General features: G+C 35.1%; 12 protein-coding genes. 7 read left to right on the forward strand and 5 right to left on the reverse strand.

The genetic code is table 11. The features are described from left to right. Positions 1-167: 167 nt before the first annotated feature. The 4 genes from deoC to FPB0191_RS08240 all read left to right on the forward strand — a co-directional run bounded on the left by deoC (position 168) and on the right by FPB0191_RS08240 (position 4,083). Positions 168-851 carry a deoxyribose-phosphate aldolase gene (gene deoC, locus FPB0191_RS08225; protein ID WP_039105267.1) on the forward strand — a complete coding sequence of 228 codons (684 nt, stop codon included), beginning with the start codon at positions 168-170 and terminating at the stop codon, positions 849-851. Positions 852-875: 24 nt separating this feature from the next. Further along, positions 876-1,634 (forward strand): DNA-binding transcriptional repressor DeoR, encoded by a 759-nt coding sequence (gene deoR / locus FPB0191_RS08230; protein ID WP_039105269.1) that lies wholly within the window; start codon positions 876-878, stop codon positions 1,632-1,634. 77 nt (positions 1,635-1,711) lie between these two features. Then, positions 1,712-2,953 carry a phosphopentomutase gene (locus FPB0191_RS08235; RefSeq protein WP_039105270.1) on the forward strand — a complete coding sequence of 414 codons (1,242 nt, stop codon included), beginning with the start codon at positions 1,712-1,714 and terminating at the stop codon, positions 2,951-2,953. A 254-nt stretch (positions 2,954-3,207) separates the two neighbouring features. Continuing rightward, positions 3,208-4,083 carry a D-hexose-6-phosphate mutarotase gene (locus FPB0191_RS08240; protein ID WP_052236882.1) on the forward strand — a complete coding sequence of 292 codons (876 nt, stop codon included), beginning with the start codon at positions 3,208-3,210 and terminating at the stop codon, positions 4,081-4,083. A gap of 59 nt (positions 4,084-4,142) precedes the next feature. On the opposite strand, the gene FPB0191_RS08245 is transcribed toward FPB0191_RS08240, so the two are convergent. From FPB0191_RS08245 to FPB0191_RS08260, 4 genes are all read right to left on the reverse strand, one after another. Beyond that, entirely contained in the window at positions 4,143-4,703 is a 561-nt protein-coding gene (locus FPB0191_RS08245; protein WP_039105271.1) for a PqiC family protein, read from the reverse strand. 2 nt (positions 4,704-4,705) lie between these two features. Continuing rightward, positions 4,706-6,343, reverse strand: a complete 1,638-nt coding sequence (gene pqiB / locus FPB0191_RS08250; protein WP_039105272.1) for an intermembrane transport protein PqiB — start codon at positions 6,341-6,343, stop codon at positions 4,706-4,708. 155 nt (positions 6,344-6,498) lie between these two features. Beyond that, positions 6,499-7,746: a PqiA/YebS family transporter subunit gene (locus FPB0191_RS08255; RefSeq protein WP_039105273.1), complete on the reverse strand. Its 1,248-nt coding sequence runs from the start codon at positions 7,744-7,746 to the stop codon at positions 6,499-6,501. 169 nt (positions 7,747-7,915) lie between these two features. Next, complete coding sequence (locus tag FPB0191_RS08260) at positions 7,916-9,835, reverse strand: ABC transporter ATP-binding protein (protein WP_039105274.1); 1,920 nt, start codon at positions 9,833-9,835, stop codon at positions 7,916-7,918. Positions 9,836-10,262: 427 nt separating this feature from the next. Here FPB0191_RS08260 and FPB0191_RS08265 point away from each other — a divergent pair, with 427 nt between their 5' ends. Further along, positions 10,263-12,503 carry a hypothetical protein gene (locus FPB0191_RS08265; RefSeq protein WP_052236883.1) on the forward strand — a complete coding sequence of 747 codons (2,241 nt, stop codon included), beginning with the start codon at positions 10,263-10,265 and terminating at the stop codon, positions 12,501-12,503. Between the two features lie 68 nt (positions 12,504-12,571). Here FPB0191_RS08265 and FPB0191_RS08270 read toward each other — a convergent pair whose 3' ends face one another. After that, positions 12,572-14,983, reverse strand: a complete 2,412-nt coding sequence (locus tag FPB0191_RS08270; protein WP_052236884.1) for a glucose/quinate/shikimate family membrane-bound PQQ-dependent dehydrogenase — start codon at positions 14,981-14,983, stop codon at positions 12,572-12,574. A gap of 277 nt (positions 14,984-15,260) precedes the next feature. On the opposite strand from FPB0191_RS08270, the gene zwf reads away from it, so the two are divergent. Next, positions 15,261-16,733: a glucose-6-phosphate dehydrogenase gene (gene zwf / locus FPB0191_RS08275; protein WP_039105275.1), complete on the forward strand. Its 1,473-nt coding sequence runs from the start codon at positions 15,261-15,263 to the stop codon at positions 16,731-16,733. Between the two features lie 15 nt (positions 16,734-16,748). Continuing rightward, on the forward strand, positions 16,749-17,444 hold the full coding sequence (gene pgl / locus FPB0191_RS08280) for a 6-phosphogluconolactonase (protein ID WP_039105276.1): 696 nt from the start codon (positions 16,749-16,751) through the stop codon (positions 17,442-17,444). The last annotated feature ends 78 nt before the right edge of the window (positions 17,445-17,522 follow it).

The raw sequence follows: 17,522 nt of genomic DNA on the forward strand, positions 1-17,522 counted from the left end.
TCACAATATTTTAAACTAAAGTGAAGTTAATTGTTAGTCAAAATCATGAATTTGTAATTTATATCACAATTAATGATTTAAAAAGTTATAAAATTAACCATTTATGTTAATATATTAACAATCTATAGGACAACTTCTTTAAGAGATTTTTAAGGAGATAATAAATTATGACTTCTCAAGCTACTAATTTAGCTAAATATATTGACCATACTTTGTTAAAAATGGATGCCACTGAAGCTGAAATCAAACAAATTTGTGAGCAAGCTATTGAACATCACTTTTTCTCTGTCTGTGTAAATTCTTGTTATGTACCACTCGTATCTAAGTTATTAGCAGGCTCGGATGTAAAAACCTGTTCCGTAATTGGTTTCCCTTTAGGTGCTTGCTTAACTTCAGTTAAAGTATTTGAAACCAATGCCGCTATTGAAGCTGGTGCTAATGAAATTGACATGGTAATTAATGTGGGTTTATTAAAAAGCCACGCTATGGATGCATTTATTGATGATATTCGCCAAGTTAAAGCTGCGACTGCGGCTAAAGGTGCATTATTAAAAGTGATTTTAGAAACTTGTTTATTAACAAAAGATGAAATTAAACAAGTATGTGAAATTTGCCGTGATCTTGACGTTGAATTTGTTAAAACATCGACTGGTTTTAGTTCTGGTGGCGCAACCGTTGAAGACGTTCGCTTAATGCGTGAAACCGTGGGAGCAAAACTAGGTGTTAAAGCTTCTGGCGGTGTGCGTGATAAAGAAACGGCCGAAGCAATGATTAGCGCAGGAGCAACACGTTTAGGCAGTAGCTCCGGTGTTTCAATTGTATCTGGCTTAAAGTCCAACAGTAGTTATTAATTCTATATATTAAGATAATTAAATATGAGCAAGCGAGAAGAACGATTACAAAAATTAGTTGAATTAGTTTCCGGCAGCGTTAGTCTACATGTTAAAGATGCAGCAAAGCATCTAAATGTGTCAGAAATGACAATACGGCGTGATATTAATGATAGTCATTGTTCTCCGCTGAATTTATTGGGTGGTTATATTGTTAAAAGTAAAGATCAAGACCCTATCTCACATTATTTTGTTTCGCAGCAACAACAACGCCATGTGATTGAAAAAAAACATATTGGTCGATTAGCAGCAAGTTTAGTTCAAAATAATGATATTGTCTTTTTTGATTGCGGTACAACCACCCCTTATATTATTGAAAACATCCCTGAACATATTCATTTTACGGGTGTTTGTTATTCTCTAAATGTGTTTGTTACTTTACAAAAACACGAAAATTGCAATGTGATTCTTTGCGGTGGTCAATTTGAAGTTGATAATGCTATTTTTACTCCGATTATTGAACAATCGCCTTTAGATATCATTTGTCCATCAAAATCATTTATTTCCGCCGCAGGTATCAGTTTTAAGGGAATTACCTGTTTTAATTTACATGAAGTTAACTGGAAGAAGAAAGCTATAAATAAATCAAATACTACCATTTTAGTAGCAGATAGTAGCAAATTTGATGAATTAAAAGCGGCTTATTTTGGCGTTTTATCCGATTTTGATATGCTTATTAGTGATCATATTAGTGATGAGTATTTGGCTTTTTGCCATCAAAACAATATTAAAGCCTATCAGTAAGATTGCTTGCAATAACAACGGATACAAATTATAAAATCACTTTGAGTTTCATTCTAAAATAATAGAGATAATGCATTATGAAAAGAGTATTTATTATGGTATTAGACTCCTTTGGTATAGGTTCAGCGCCTGACGCTGATAAATTCGGTGATGCCGGCGCCAATACCTTAGGACACATTGCTCAGTGGTGTGCCGAGCATCGTAAAAATGCAGATGGTCATCCACAACCACTCTATTTACCTCATTTAAGTCAGTTAGGTTTAGGTAAAGCTGCTGAAGAATCGAGTGGTATTTTTCCTATTGGTTTAGATCAAGATGCCCAAATCATTGGTTCGTATGGTTATGCGGCCGAGATATCCTCCGGTAAAGATACGCCATCAGGCCATTGGGAAATCGCGGGTGTACCTGTTTTATTTGATTGGGGATATTTCCTTGATAAACAAAACAGTTTTCCACCTGAACTGCTTGATAATTTAGTTAAAAAAGCGAATTTGCCGGGATACTTAGGTAATTGCCATTCATCTGGAACAGTAGTATTAGATGAATTAGGTGAAGAACATATGAAAACGGGTAAACCGATTTTTTATACATCTTCTGATTCTGTGTTTCAAATTGCTTGTCATGAAGAAACCTTTGGTTTAGAGCGTTTGTATGAACTTTGTGAAATTGCACGTAAAGAGTTAACTGATGGCGGATATAACATCGGACGTGTTATTGCTCGACCATTTGTTGGCAATAAAGCTGGCGAGTTTGAACGCACAGGTAATCGCCATGATTATGCTGTTGAACCGCCATCAAAAACCGTGTTACAAAAACTGGTTGAAGAAAAACAAGGTGAAGTCGTATCTATAGGTAAAATTGCCGATATTTATGCTCATGTTGGCATTACGAAAAAAGTCAAAGCTACCGGTATTGATGCACTATTTGATGCAAGCCTTGAAGAAATTAAACAAGCTAAAGATAATACCATTGTGTTTACTAATTTTGTTAATTTCGACTCTGACTATGGTCACCGACGTAATATTCAAGGTTATGCTGAAGCACTTGAGTTATTCGATCGTCGTTTACCTGAAATGTTAGCATTAGTCGAAAATGATGATTTATTAATTATTACCGCTGATCATGGTTGTGATCCTTCTTGGACTGGTAGTGATCATACGCGTGAACATATTCCGGTATTAATATATAGCCCAAATGTTCCGCCGAAAAATCTTGGTCTAAGCCCAACATTTGCTGATATAGGTCAAACAATTGCGCATTATTTTTCAACGACACCTATGGATTATGGTACATCATTGATTAAGTTCAAACATCAATAGTATTACCACATTTAGTGTTTTTTATTTTTTATCAACTATTGTCTTCGCCATCTTTGACAATAGTTGATTTTTTATCTTTATTTAATGTGGTTTATCAATCCATTTTAGTAGATTCTACTTCATTGATTTGATATCTGGATAAATTGATATAAGTGAATAGTAAGTGCTCTGTTAATTAATAAGATTATAGTTTAATCAATAATAAAGAAAGGGTAAAATAATCGCATTAATACTAGTTATTTTGGAGCATAAGCATGTCGATTATTCAATCCATTCAAGATTGTCATCATCAATTAAAATCTGTTAGTAAGCATATCAACCAAGTGCATTATGATGAACACCAATTATTGGTGATAGCACATCCTCTTTGCAAAGCAGCAATTTCTTTACAGGGTGCTCATTTACTTTATTGGCAACCAACCAATGAGGATATTCCTGTTGTCTGGTTAAGTGAAAAAGCCTTATTTAAAAAAGGGAAAGCCATTCGTGGCGGTATGCCGGTATGCTGGCCATGGTTTGGTAATACACTAACCCCTGCTCATGGTTTTGCCAGAACAACAGATTGGCACTTGAAAAATGTTGCTGAAACGGAGGAAGGTGTTGAGCTCGTTTTATCACTTCGTGAAAATGATACAACTTTACAAGTCTGGCCACATAAATTTGATTTAGAAATGAAATTTCAATTGGGGAAAACGTGTAAAGCTGAATTGATGTGTCGGGGTGATTTTTCTGCAACAAGTGCTCTTCATACTTATTATGGTGTTAGTGATATCGACTCTATTCGTGTGGATGGATTAGGTGACAATTATGTAGAAAAATTATCAACTGTTAATTTACCTAAAGTGACAGGTGAAATGACATTTAATCAAGAAGTTGACCGTATCTATACGCATCCTGCTTCTGTTAATCATATTATCGATCGTCACCGCAAAATTAAAATTAATCATTTTTCACATAGTGATGTTGTCGTCTGGAATCCATGGGCGGATAAATCTAAAGCAATGAACGATCTTGAGGATAACAGCTATCAACATTTTGTCTGTGTTGAGACTTGCCGAATACATCATCCAATCATGCTAACCGAGCAACAATTTGCTCATTATGGTGTTGAGATCAGTATAGAAAAATAATTTGAAGGATTAAACTATCTTATCATTAAAAAGCGAGCTTGATTAGCTCGCTTTTTTTATTAGAACTTTACATTTTTTACTAAATCAATTTCTTCTTCTTGCCATCCTAAGGATAATGTATTGACTAATGCAGTATAGCCATCATTGGCTAAACGTAACGTATAATCAAACGGCTTAGTAATGACACCCTTTGTATTACTGATAAGCCAATAACCTTTAATTACTGCATCGCCAGTATCTACCCCATGAAAACTCTCAATATATAGTTTTATACTCGCTTTTGGTGAAAGCGAAGGTTGAGCAGTAATCAAGTAATTGGGTAATAAGATCGATAAATCTTGTAACAAACGTTGCTTGATTTGATCTGAAAGCGGTGTTAACCATAAGTTATTATTGGCCGTTACATATTTAATCTTATCTATTTGATAAACAATACCATTTTTATCCAAGTAATTCGCCACTTTAACATTATCAATAAAAATAACGTCTGTTACTTTGCGCGGTTGCAAACGCGTACTGTCGCTAAAATCACTCGTTAGTTGGTAATAGGTTTTATTTGGCAACGAAGATGAACAACCAACAATCAAAAATATAACTGACAAAATGATTAATCGTTTCATGGTTAATGACCTCTAGCTTTTGGTTGTGGATCGTCTTTTTTTGGTGCAGCAAAGATTAAAGAGTTACTTTTATCATTTAGAGTTTCCAATACGGGAGACAACTGATTCATGATCTCTTCAAACTTTTGCAAATCTGCCTGTAACTGATTTTGTAACGTTGATCCTGGTTGAATACCTTGTAAGGTTTTATTAAGCGAATCAATCGTTGTTTTAAGTTCTTTTGGTAAATTCTGTATATCTTTACTGTTAATAAGCCTATTTAATGAATCAAGTAATTGCTGACTTTTTTCCAAAGACTGATTAAATTCCGTAACCGTTTTATCTAAAGGTAAATTATTAAGATTATCCAACGTTTGAATTATTTTAGCTTGCAACTGTGACAAGCCAGTTGGAACTGTTTTTATTGTGTCATAACCATATTCCTGATTTTGAATATTAGTCTCTTCGTTTTGATAATTAGGGTAGAAGTTTAAATCAACATACAACGAACCAGTTATAAAATTTGCCGATTTTAAGGCTGCCCTTAAACCATTATTTTGTTCTCTAATAATAATACTCGCTAAATCAACTGGCTTATCGATCACATTACTTAAACGTCCGGGCTCAATCCGAATTAGAACAGGGATGTTATGATTAGAAATAGGATTAGTATCAAAAATTTGTTTAGTATAGAATGGAACTTCACTCACAGTACCAATCCGTATTCCACGATATTCAACAGGAGCACCTTTATCAAGACCAGAAATTGAATCATTGAAGAATAATAAGAACTCATGATAATCAGTATATTGGGAGTCTTGAATAGATTTTTTATTTGGATAGAGTTCATAAGTGGCAAATTGTTTTGCTTGCTCACCAAATTTGGAACCATCAGGTACATCAAAGCTAACACCACCTGATAAAATTACGTCTAGTGAAGGTATGTCTAAATTAGCACCCTGTGAAGATAATGACAGATTCACACCCCCTTCTTTCCAGAATCGAACGTTTTGTGTTACTAAGCTATCGAAAGGTTTTGCGATAAATAACTGATATTTCATTTTACGTAATTTAATATCGAAATTAGATGACTCAACATTACCAACTTGATATCCTCGAAATAATACCGATGCGCCCCTTGGCACAACACGGCTTTGACTACTTTCTAAATTAATTCGAATCCCTGCCTCATTTGGCGCGGTTAAAGGCGGCGTATCATACAATGTAAATGGTTTACCATTAAATCCGGCTTCATCTTTGCCCGTTACTAGTTCAATGTAAACACCTGATAACAGTGTATCAAGCCCTGTAACACCAGCTCGACCAATTTGTGGTTTGACAATCCAAAAAATAGAGTCATTTTTTATTAATGGTTCCATTTCTTTGTTAATTCGACCATGAATGACTACTTTTTTATAATCGTCACTTAATGTCACTGATTCGACAATACCAATATCAACACTACGGCTTTTTATAACGGTTTTACCCGCCACAATACTACTTGCATCATGAGCTAATAGTGTGACACTTTTACCCTGTTGTGAAAAATGACTATAGAGCATCCATATCCCAATGCATAAGGTAACAATAGGAATGATCCAAATTGCCGAGATACGATTGATTTTCACCGTTTTAGCCAATCTGTGCTTTAATAATGACATAGTTCCCCTAAATATAGTTACGCAACCAAGTAAATGTTAACGCTAATTAGCGTTAAATAAGTAAAAGTTTTAACAAAACGTAAATATGAGTTTTCCAGCAATTTATGGAATATATAGGCAAAACCAGTTTATCAATTGTAGCCCTATTCCACTGATTAACCTTTATGTCTATCCCAAATTAACCGAGAATCATATAGATGTGAAGCAATCATTGTGATAACTACTACCGCAGCAAAAAAAACTGCACCAATATCTGGATAAACTGAAATCAACTCACCATTACGTATTAATGCTGAAATCACAGCAACAACAAAAATATCAATCATTGACCAGCGACCTATAAACTCGACCATTTTATATAACCGACTCATTTTCATACACTCATTCCGTGTTTTACGACGAATGACTAATACGAAATAACATAACCAAGTTAATGCGATAATTTTTAGCACTGGAATGATAATACTGGCGGTAAAAATGACTAAAGCAACGGGATAATCACCCTCTTGCCACATATAAATAACACCATCAATAATGGTTGAGCTGGATGTAGAGCCTAAAAATAGCGTATTCATAATGCCAAATAAATTGGCTGGAATATAGAGCAAAAAAGAAGTAATTAATAATGCGATTGTCCACTGTAGCTTATCTCGCTCTCGCAGTTTACCCTTTCGTTTACAGCGTGGACAGTGAGCTTGTTCAGCAGGTAAAATTGCATGACAACACAAGCATAAACGTATGTTTTGTCTAATACCAATTTTTCCCGCTACTAATGGTGTTTTAACAAAATTATTACTAGCAATTTCATCCCAAATTTGGCGTGTAGAGAAGGTAATTGTGGATTTAAGTTGCCAGATAATAAATAAACAAAATGCCCAAAAAGCTTGATTTATGCCTATATCGCCATAATTAGTGAGTTTAACAAAACTCACTAATACACCGGCCATAAATATTTCCGACATTGTCCAATGTTGTAATTTATCATATAAAATCATCAAATCACGTTTACGAAATTTCGATAAGGGCAGTTCGCAACATACAATGATCTGTATTAGTAATAATAACACTGGCGAAACAAGAACAAATAAAACAAAAACAAGTACCAATGAAACGTAGTTATCTTGGTATAAGATGTCAGAAATATTGAGAAGATTTAAATTATTGGTATTTCCTACAACACGAATATTGATGAAAATAAAACAACAAGCAAGTAATAACATGGTTAACGCACATACAGAATAAATAATTGTGTCGCGTTTCATGTTTAGACTTCCTCGTGCCAAACGAGTATGACAACGAGGACAAATCGCTTTGTAATGATTAGTTATAGCCGGCAATTCACTGAGTAAATCACAGTGATAGCATAAGGCATAATGAACGGTTGATTCAGAATTGCATACCATAAATAACTTAACTTTGACTCCAAGTAAGTAATCTTTTCCCTAAAATTACCTTATTATCACCAATAAATAACCCCACACTTATGCTGTTAATAATTAGATAAAACAATATACTGAATAATTATTATACCTAGCTTACCTTAATAAATGTGTAAAAGCATCAATTATTGAATTAATTGCTACAATTTTTGATTGCCTCAAGTTCTTCCCATAAATTGAATGCTTGTTCTAATGCTTGTTCTTTGTCTGCAATATCACTTAACACTTTATTTGTTATTTCATGTGGCTGTTCAAAAAAGCTTGGTTCAGTAATTTGCTGTTGTAATTGACTTAATTCCTGTTCTAATTGTTCGATACGTTGAGGTAACGCTTCTAGTTCCCGTGTTTGCTTATAGCTCAAACGTTTAGCGGTCGTAGTCGTTCTGACATTTTCCGGCTTTGCTGCCGGTTTAGCAGTTTCAACTACTTTTTCGATATTTTTTTCAACAGGTCTGGTATTTTGCTGTTGTTGGTAAGCATCATAATATCCGCCCGGATAAGCAACTATTTTTCCATCACCTTCGAAAAACCAGCATTGATTTACAGCATTATCTACAAATTGTCTATCATGGCTTACTAATAGAACGGTACCTTTATATTCATTGATTAACTCTTCAAGTAGTTCTAAAGTTTCAATATCCAGATCATTCGTTGGTTCGTCAAGTATCAATAAATTACTCGGTTTAAGAAAAAGCTTTGCGAGTAATAAACGATTTTTTTCTCCACCTGATAAAGCACTGACTGGTGTTCGAGCACGTTTTGGATGGAATAAAAAATCCTGTAAATAACCTAATACATGACGACTACGTCCGTTAACGGTTACCTCTTGTTTACCATAAGCAAGATTATCCATTACTGATTTATCTGGATCTAGATCAGCACGATGTTGATCAAAATAAGCGACCTCTAATTTAGTACCACTATGAATGGAACCGGAAGTAGGCGTGATTTCTTGCAACATCAATTTAATCAGCGTCGATTTGCCGATTCCATTTGGTCCAATTAATGCAATTTTATCACCACGTAATATTTGCGCAGTAAAGTGATCGACTAATTTCTTATTTCCTATCTGATAACTGACGTTTTCAATATCAAAAATGATTTTACCTGAACGAAGCGCCTCTTCAATTTGCAGTTTGGCTGTCCCCATTACTTGTCTTCGTTCCGCATACTCCTGCCGTAATGCCTTAAGTGCTCGAACCCGACCTTCATTACGTGTGCGTCTAGCTTTAATACCTTGACGTATCCAAACCTCTTCTTGTGCTAACTTTTTATCAAATTCAGCATTTTGTAACTCTTCAACGCGCAATGCTTCTTCTTTTGCTTGTAGATATTGTTCATAATCACCAGGCCAAGATGTGATATTACCACGATCAAGATCAACAATTCGTGTTGCCATATGACGAATAAAAGAACGATCATGTGATATAAATACAATACTTCCGCTAAATCCTTTTAAAAACTCTTCTAACCAAGCAATGGCATCAATATCTAAATGGTTAGTGGGTTCATCTAACAGTAATAAATCAGGCTTATTAACTAGTGCTTTTGCTAATGCTGCTTTACGTAACCAACCTCCAGATAAACTAGATAATTCACTATCAGGTGATAAATCCAATTCTGACAGCACATTATTAATACGATTGTCCATTTGCCAACCATTTCTAATATCTAGCTGTTCTTGTAAACGGGCTAATTTTGTTAGATTATCGTCACTCGGATCATTTTCAATCAACTTTGACATATGGTGATATTGTTTAAGTAAATCGGCAATATCTTGTAACCCCTCTGCTACAAAGTCATAAACCGTACCACCAATATTACGTGGAGGATCTTGTTGTAAACGGGCAATAACAATATCATTTTCTACAATTATCTGCCCATCATCTAAGGGAATTTCTCGATTAAGTATTTTTAATAAGGTAGATTTACCTGCCCCATTGCGACCTACTAAACAAACTCTTTCACCACGTTCAATAGATAAGTTGGCATGATCTAGAAGTGGCGCGTCACTAAAAGAGAGATAAGCATCATGTAATGTAATTAAAGCCATATGTTCGTTATTTGTCTAATGAAAATAAATTTAATAGCAAATTATGCCATGTTATACCTAATAATACCTAATAAAGATAGTAAAAATCCAATAAATGAATTATCCCAAATAATAATGTATGCCAGATTATGTAGATAATATATCCAGACCAATAATGAAAATTTACGAATCATTTAGACATACAAAAAAATAAATAAACTATTATAATTAATAGAGTTATCTTAATAGCATTATAAATTTATCTATAGCATAATAGTCGAGTATTAAATTTGGCATGGTTAAATAGTATGTTAGAGGCATTGTTTCATACATGCCTCATCAATGACATATAAGTAATCCTATTTTTCGATTTATTGTTACTAAAATATGTCACTTTTGAAACATTTTTTAAATCTATTAAATAAGCTTAGATGAAAAGGATAAATGCATGAGGGAAAACAAAAAAAAATATCACTGGAAATTCAAACGTGTTGGTGGTTTGGATCAAGTTGTCTTAAGTTGTGCAGATGATATTGCTCATTTAGATGAATTAGACCCTAAGTTATGGGTCGCGTTGAGTTGTCCCGCATCGGGGTTTGATTTTGATAACAAAACGTTATCTTTACTTGATGATGATAAAGATGACCGTATTCGAATTCCTGATGTTATTGGTGCCATTAAATGGTTAAAAGCTCGTCTTAATAGACTTGATAGTATTATTAATGGTTCAAAAGAACTGCCTTTGTCTGCTATCAATACCAAGATAGATGAAGGTAAAAAACTATTAATAACTGCTCAAGCAATTTTAGCCAACATCAATCAGCCTGATAAAAAAACTATCTCTCTTGATGATTTAAAACAATCTACCTTATTTAATAGTAATAATTTATATAATGGTGATGGAATTATCCCACCAACTCCTAAACTCTCGGATCCTTTACTGCAATTTATCAAAGATGCTTTAAATGTCATGGGAGGCGTTAAAGATGCCAGTGGTTTAGATGGTATAAATAATCAAATTGTACAAGCGTTTAGAGAATCTCTACAAAACTGGTTGAATTGGCACAACAGCGTGAGTTCAGCGACGACACCACTTGGTGAAGATACCGCAGAAGCTTGGCAATTACTTCAAGATGTCAAAGATAAAGTAAATGACTATTTTTTACGTGCCGAACTGGCTAGTTATGCTCCTCAAGCACAAAATTCATTAAATGTTGATGAAAAATATATTGTACCAACTGACAATGGTCTTCTTTCCGACGTATCGTTAGCTGAATTACCATTATCTCGAGTTGTAGCTGATCAGCCATTAATGCTTGATAAAGGCTTAAATCCAATTTGGCGCGATAAAATTACTCGCCTTGCAGAATTAATTCAACCGTTTTTAGCTGATAAACACCAATTGACACGTGAAGATTGGCTTAATATTCAGAAATTATTAACGCCATATTCCATGGCTGTTGAGTCTAAACCTGCTTTAGTCAGCGTCAACGTTACGATTCAACCTAAAATTACTATTGATAAATTGGGTAGTAAGCGTATTAATGAAATATTAGGTAGTGACTTATTCGAACAATTTGAACAATTATCAGAAAAAGATAGTAAAACACCCGCTGCTGCTGCAGATGTCGCAGATATTGAGAAATTGATTTCATTTCATAACAATTTGTATCGATTATTGATGAATTTTGTTACGTTTGAAGATTTTTTTGATTTAGATACGCGTCGAGCAGCCTTTCAATCTGGGCGATTATTCATTGATGGACGTTGCTGTTTATTATGTATTCCAGTAAACGATATCAGTAAACACACAACGCTCGCAAATTATTCTGAACTGTTTTTATTATATTGTGAATGTTCTCGTAAAAACCCGCCGGTTAATGGCAATCAAGAAAAAAAGACCATTGTGGCAGCAATGACGGCTGGCGATTCTGATTTCTTATTAGAAGGAAGAAATGGTGTTTTTATTGATAATGATGGACATGATTGGGACGCTAAAGTGGTCAAAATCATCTCTAAACCTATCAGTATCAGTCAAGCTATATGGGATCCTTATAAACGTCTCGGTCGTTTTATTACCGATCAAATTAATAAATGGGCTAATTCGAAAGATAGTGCCGTACTTGATACAGCAAATAAAGCGGTTCAAACACCTGACCAAAAATTTGATATTAGTAAAAGTATGGGGATTTTTGCTGCTATTGGCTTAGCGCTCGGCGCTTTAGGAACAGCTCTAGCTAGTATTGCAAGCTCATTGTTCCAATTAAAATGGTGGCAATTTCCATTAGTATTTTTAGGTATTTTCCTGATTATTTCAGGTCCTTCTGTTATTTTAGCGTGGATTAAATTACATCAACGTACGTTAGGACCACTATTAGAAGCATCTGGATGGGCAATTAATGGTAAAGTTAAAATTAACTTCTTCTTGGGAGGGCAATTGACTTCAAAAGCTGAACTTCCGCCCAATTCATCACGTTGCTATATTGATCCGATGCTGAAAACTAAGCGTAAAACAAAATATTGGTTAGCTTTTTTCTTAGCGTTGCTAATAAGTATCGTTATCACGGGAGTGTGGTTGTGGAAAAGTAACTATTTATCACACATTATTTCACCTTCATTGATCACGACTTTAACAAAGCCCAATCAAATCGACGTAACTCAACCAATCCCCCCTTCTAGTACTCAATAATTCATTGCCCTTATTACGATCTACGTAATAAGGGCTATATCTTAGTAATACAGGATTTATAGTCAGTCTTAATTAATTTTCCCGCGAAATACTTCGTACTTATTTTTAGGTAGAGCATAAGCAATAATATAATCGCCCATTTTAGTGCCAAATGAGCCGTGTCCACCAACGACTAACACTATGTATTGTCGATTATCTTTTCCCCAAAAGGTCATTGGTGTGGCTTGCCCACCAGCAGGTAACCTTGATGACCATATTTCTTTACCATTAGTAATATCATAAGCTCTAAGATATTGATCTAAAGTGCCACTTAAGAAAGCTACGCCACCTGCTGTCGTCATAGGACCTCCCATTGCAGGAACACCAACAGGGAAAGGAAGAGGTATAAATGGTGTATTATCACGTGATGTACCATTTGGATGTATCCAAGCTATGCTATTATTCGCTAAATTAATGCCAGCTACATTTCCCCATGATGGAGCTTGACAAGGAAAACCAACTAACGATAAAAAGGGTTGAATTCTAACTGCATAAGGCGCACCTTGGTTTGGTTGCAGACCAGCGCCTTCTGAAGCATTAGCTTCATTCTTTGGCACTTCAGCTTGCGGAATGAGTTTTGATGTAAATGCCATATAATTTGGACTTGCAAAAATGATTTTTCTAACTGGATCGATAGCGACACCACCCCAATTCATAACACCAACATTACCCGGATAAATTAAACTACCTTGTAAAGACGGCGGTGTATACTGTCCTTCATATCTTAAGGATTTAAATTTAATTCGGCAACTGAGTTGATCAAACGGCGTAGCACCCCACATGTCCTGTTCACGTAACGGTGGTGGTAATAAATTGAGTTGTGAACGGGCTTGGGTTGGCGATGTCCAATCCCCTTTTACCGCGCCTTGCGGTACCGAAACTTCATTAATTGGCACAATGGGTTGACCTGTTTTACGATTTAAAACATATAAACTACCTTGCTTAGTTGGTTGTATTACCGCCGGTTCAATTCCCTGAGTAGTTTTTAAATCAACTAAAATAGGCTGAGCAGGCACATCCATATCCCATAAATCATGATGGGTAAATTGATAATTCCAAACCACTTTCCCACTCGTAATATCTAACGCAACAATCCCAGCAGCATATTTTTCTACCACCGGTGTACGATTTCCACCATATTGATCAGGTGTCTGATTACCTAAAGGTAAATAGACTAATCCTAATGCTTCATCAGCACTAGTAATTGACCAAACATTAGGAGAATTGCGGGTATATTTTTTATCTTTTGGTAAAGGCGTCGTCGCATCAGGATTACCACTATCCCAATTCCAAACCAGATGACCATCATAGATATCAAACGCTCTAACAACACCAGAAGGCTCATTGGTTGATTCGTTATCTGTAACATGTCCACCAACAATGACTAATTGTTTTGTTACAAGTGCAGGAGAAGTTGAGTAATAACCACCGGGAGTAAATTTGCCAATACCTTGAGTAAGATCAACTTGTCCATTGACCCCAAAACTATCACATAACTGCCCATTATCTGCATTTAAGGCTATAAGTCTGGCATCCGCTGTTGGTAAATAAATTCGACGTGGACATGAACTACTTTTAACCTTTAAGGCTATTTTATCTTTAGCAAACTGTTTTAAATAACGATCACTATCATAGTAAGATAAACCGCGGCATGTCATGTGAGCCCATCCTTTGAACGTACCTGCTCCACTGTTACTAATAGCCGGATCAAATTTCCATAAAGTTTTACCCGTTTCAGGTTCCAATGCTAAAACCCATCCATGTGCGGTGCAGGTATATAACTTATCATTCACCTTTAATGGCGTATTTTCATTAGTAAGTTCGACTGGATCGTCTGCTGTTGGCATATCACCGGTACGAATTCGCCACACTTCCTGCAATTTATGAATATTGTTAGGTACAATTTGGTTTAAAGCGGAATAGTGTAATCCTGCATTAGTGCCACCATAAGCAATCCAATCTTCAGCAGCTACCTGCATTGGATTAGCGCGGAATAAATTGGTATTTTCAATTTTACCCTCAATAACGCCCGGTGATGTAAATAAGGAAGCAACACTTACAACAGTTGTCACAATTAAGCTAGTTAAAAGCATAATGGAAGACAGACGATTATTCATCATTGTTTTTCGAATCGGTGGTAATAAAAGTACCCAACCCATCACAAACCATACCCACAAACGTGGCACCAATTGCCACCAATTTAAACCAACTTCCCAAACTGCCCAAATTGTCGAAAAACATAATAGAATTGCATAAATAACTAAAGCTAATTTGTTATGTCGAAATACTAAAATAGCGCAAGCTATCATTACAGCACCACATAACAAATAATAACAAGAGCCACCTAAACTAATTAGCCAAATACCACCGCCGAGTAAAACGACACCCATTACTATCAAAATCAGTCCAACTAAAGTCGATAACACATTGATTTTAAACATAAATGCATTTAACACCTTATTCCGATAACCTGATTGTAATTTTACGCTAAATAAATTATTTAAAAAGTAAAAAATTCAAAAAATCTTATTAAAAACAATAACTAATGTGTTTAAAACTCCGTTAACACCACATAAAATTAGATATTGAATACTGTTTAACATCAAAAACACTGATTGTTATAATTTTCATAAATAACTGGATTTTTAAAAGTAAATCATCATAATTAATAGATTAATCTTAAAGTAGTAAATTAAGTTTGTTTTTTGGAGAATATTCATGTCCATTAATAGTATGGCAATTCCGGCCTGTGATCTGGTTATATTTGGTGCGAAAGGCGATTTAACACGGCGAAAACTATTGCCTTCTTTATATCAGCTTGAAAAATATGGCTATCTTCCTAAGGAAACCAAAATATTGGGTGTAGGTAGAGCTGATTGGACACAGCAAGATTATGCTAAAGTGGCTAAAGAAGCACTGCAAATATTTATGAAGGAAGAAATAGATGAACAAATTTGGACAAAGCTTTCCAAACGTTTGGATTTCCATAAGTTAGATGTAAATGATATTCCTGCTTATCAAGGTCTAAAAGATAAATTAAATGCAGATCATCCTGCTATCTTCTATTTTGCAACCCAATCGACTATTTTTGGTTCAATTTGTCAAGGCTTAGGAGAAGCAGGGTTAAATCAGCCAAAAAATCGCATAGTATTAGAAAAATCATTAGGGACAGATCTGAAATCTTCACAAAAGATCAATGATGCTGCAGCAACTTATTTTGATGAATCTCAAATTTATCGTATTGACCATTATTTGGGTAAAGAAACCGTTCTGAATTTACTGGCATTACGCTTTGCTAATCCTGTCTTATCTACTTTATGGGATCGTAATTCAATTGATCATGTTCAAATCACTGTAGCGGAACAAGTAGGTATTGAGGGACGTTGGGGTTATTTTGATAAAGCAGGTCAAATGCGAGATATGGTTCAAAACCATTTATTACAAATACTAACAATGATTGCGATGTCGCCTCCATCCAATATTTCCGATGATAGTATTCGTCAGGAAAAAATTAAAGTATTAAATGCATTACGACCAATTGATAAATCAAACGTGGCACAAAAAGCTGTACGTGGTCAATATACTGCTGGTTTTATTAATAACATTAATGTACCTGGATATTTAGAAGAAGATGGCGCCAATAAGACCAGTCAAACTGAAACTTTTGTCGCAATTCGCGTTGACATTGATAACTGGCGTTGGGCTGGTGTGCCTTTTTACTTAAGAACAGGTAAACGTTTAGCTGAAAAATGTTCTGAGATTGTCATCTATTTTAAACAACAACCTATTAATTTATTTAGTGAATATTATTCAACTTTACCTCAAAATAAACTCACTATTCGATTACAACCTGATGAAGGAGTTGATATTGAGATTCTTAATAAAGTGCCGGGTTTAGAAAATCATAACCGTCTACAAACAACTAAACTCGACCTGAGTTTCAATGAGACATTTCGTGAACATATCGCTGATGCTTATGAACGCCTGTTACTGGAAGTTATGCATGGTAGACAAGCATTATTTGTTCATAGAGATGAAGTTGAAGCAGCGTGGAAATGGACAGACTCTGTATTAAATGCTTGGGCGCATGATAAAGAAGCACCTAAACCTTATCAAGCTGGTACTTGGGGACCCGTAGCATCAGTCGATTTAATCACCAAAGATGGTCATTCTTGGAATGACTTTGAATAGAAGGATGTATTGCACATGTTTACTTTAAATCAATATAGTTCATCAGCATTACTCATCGATGATATGGTCAAACATATCGTTACTGCGTTGGAACAAGCTATAGAACAACGTGGTAGAGCGTCGATTGCCGTTTCAGGTGGGAGCAGCCCTATTCCAATGTTTAAGAAGTTAAGTGAGCAATCATTACCTTGGAATAAAGTCTATATTACATTAGTGGATGATCGTTGGGTGGATACCACCCATGCAGACAGTAATGAAAATCTCGTCATGAAGCATTTATTAATTAACAAAGCTAAATTGGCTAACTTTATCGGTTTTAAAAATAATGCACCGACTCCTTTTGCGGGAGAACAATATACTCAAGACAAATTACGTGAAATACCGGTACCTTTTGATGTCGTCATTTTAGGGATGGGTGAAGATGGTCATACTGCTTCACTCTTTCCTCATGCTGAAAATCTACATCATGGATTAGATATGCATTCAGGTAAATTAGTTGTTGGTATGGTGCCATTAACCGCACCTCATGAACGAATGACCTTAACGTTACCTGCTATTCTCAATAGCCATCATATTTATCTGTTATTGAATGGTAAATCTAAAAAACAAGTATTAGAAAAAGCATTGCAAGGGCATGATGTTGATGAAATGCCTATCCGTGCAGTACTTGAACAGAAAAAAGTCGATGTGATTGGCTTCTGGGCTGAATAGTAAAACACAATAGATAAAAATACTAAATAGACTATTGCTTTTAGTTCTTCCTAATAATCAAGACTAGCTAAAGGCAAT

Origin of the sequence: Frischella perrara, assembly GCF_000807275.1 — a bacterium.
Lineage (GTDB): Bacteria > Pseudomonadota > Gammaproteobacteria > Enterobacterales > Orbaceae > Frischella > Frischella perrara.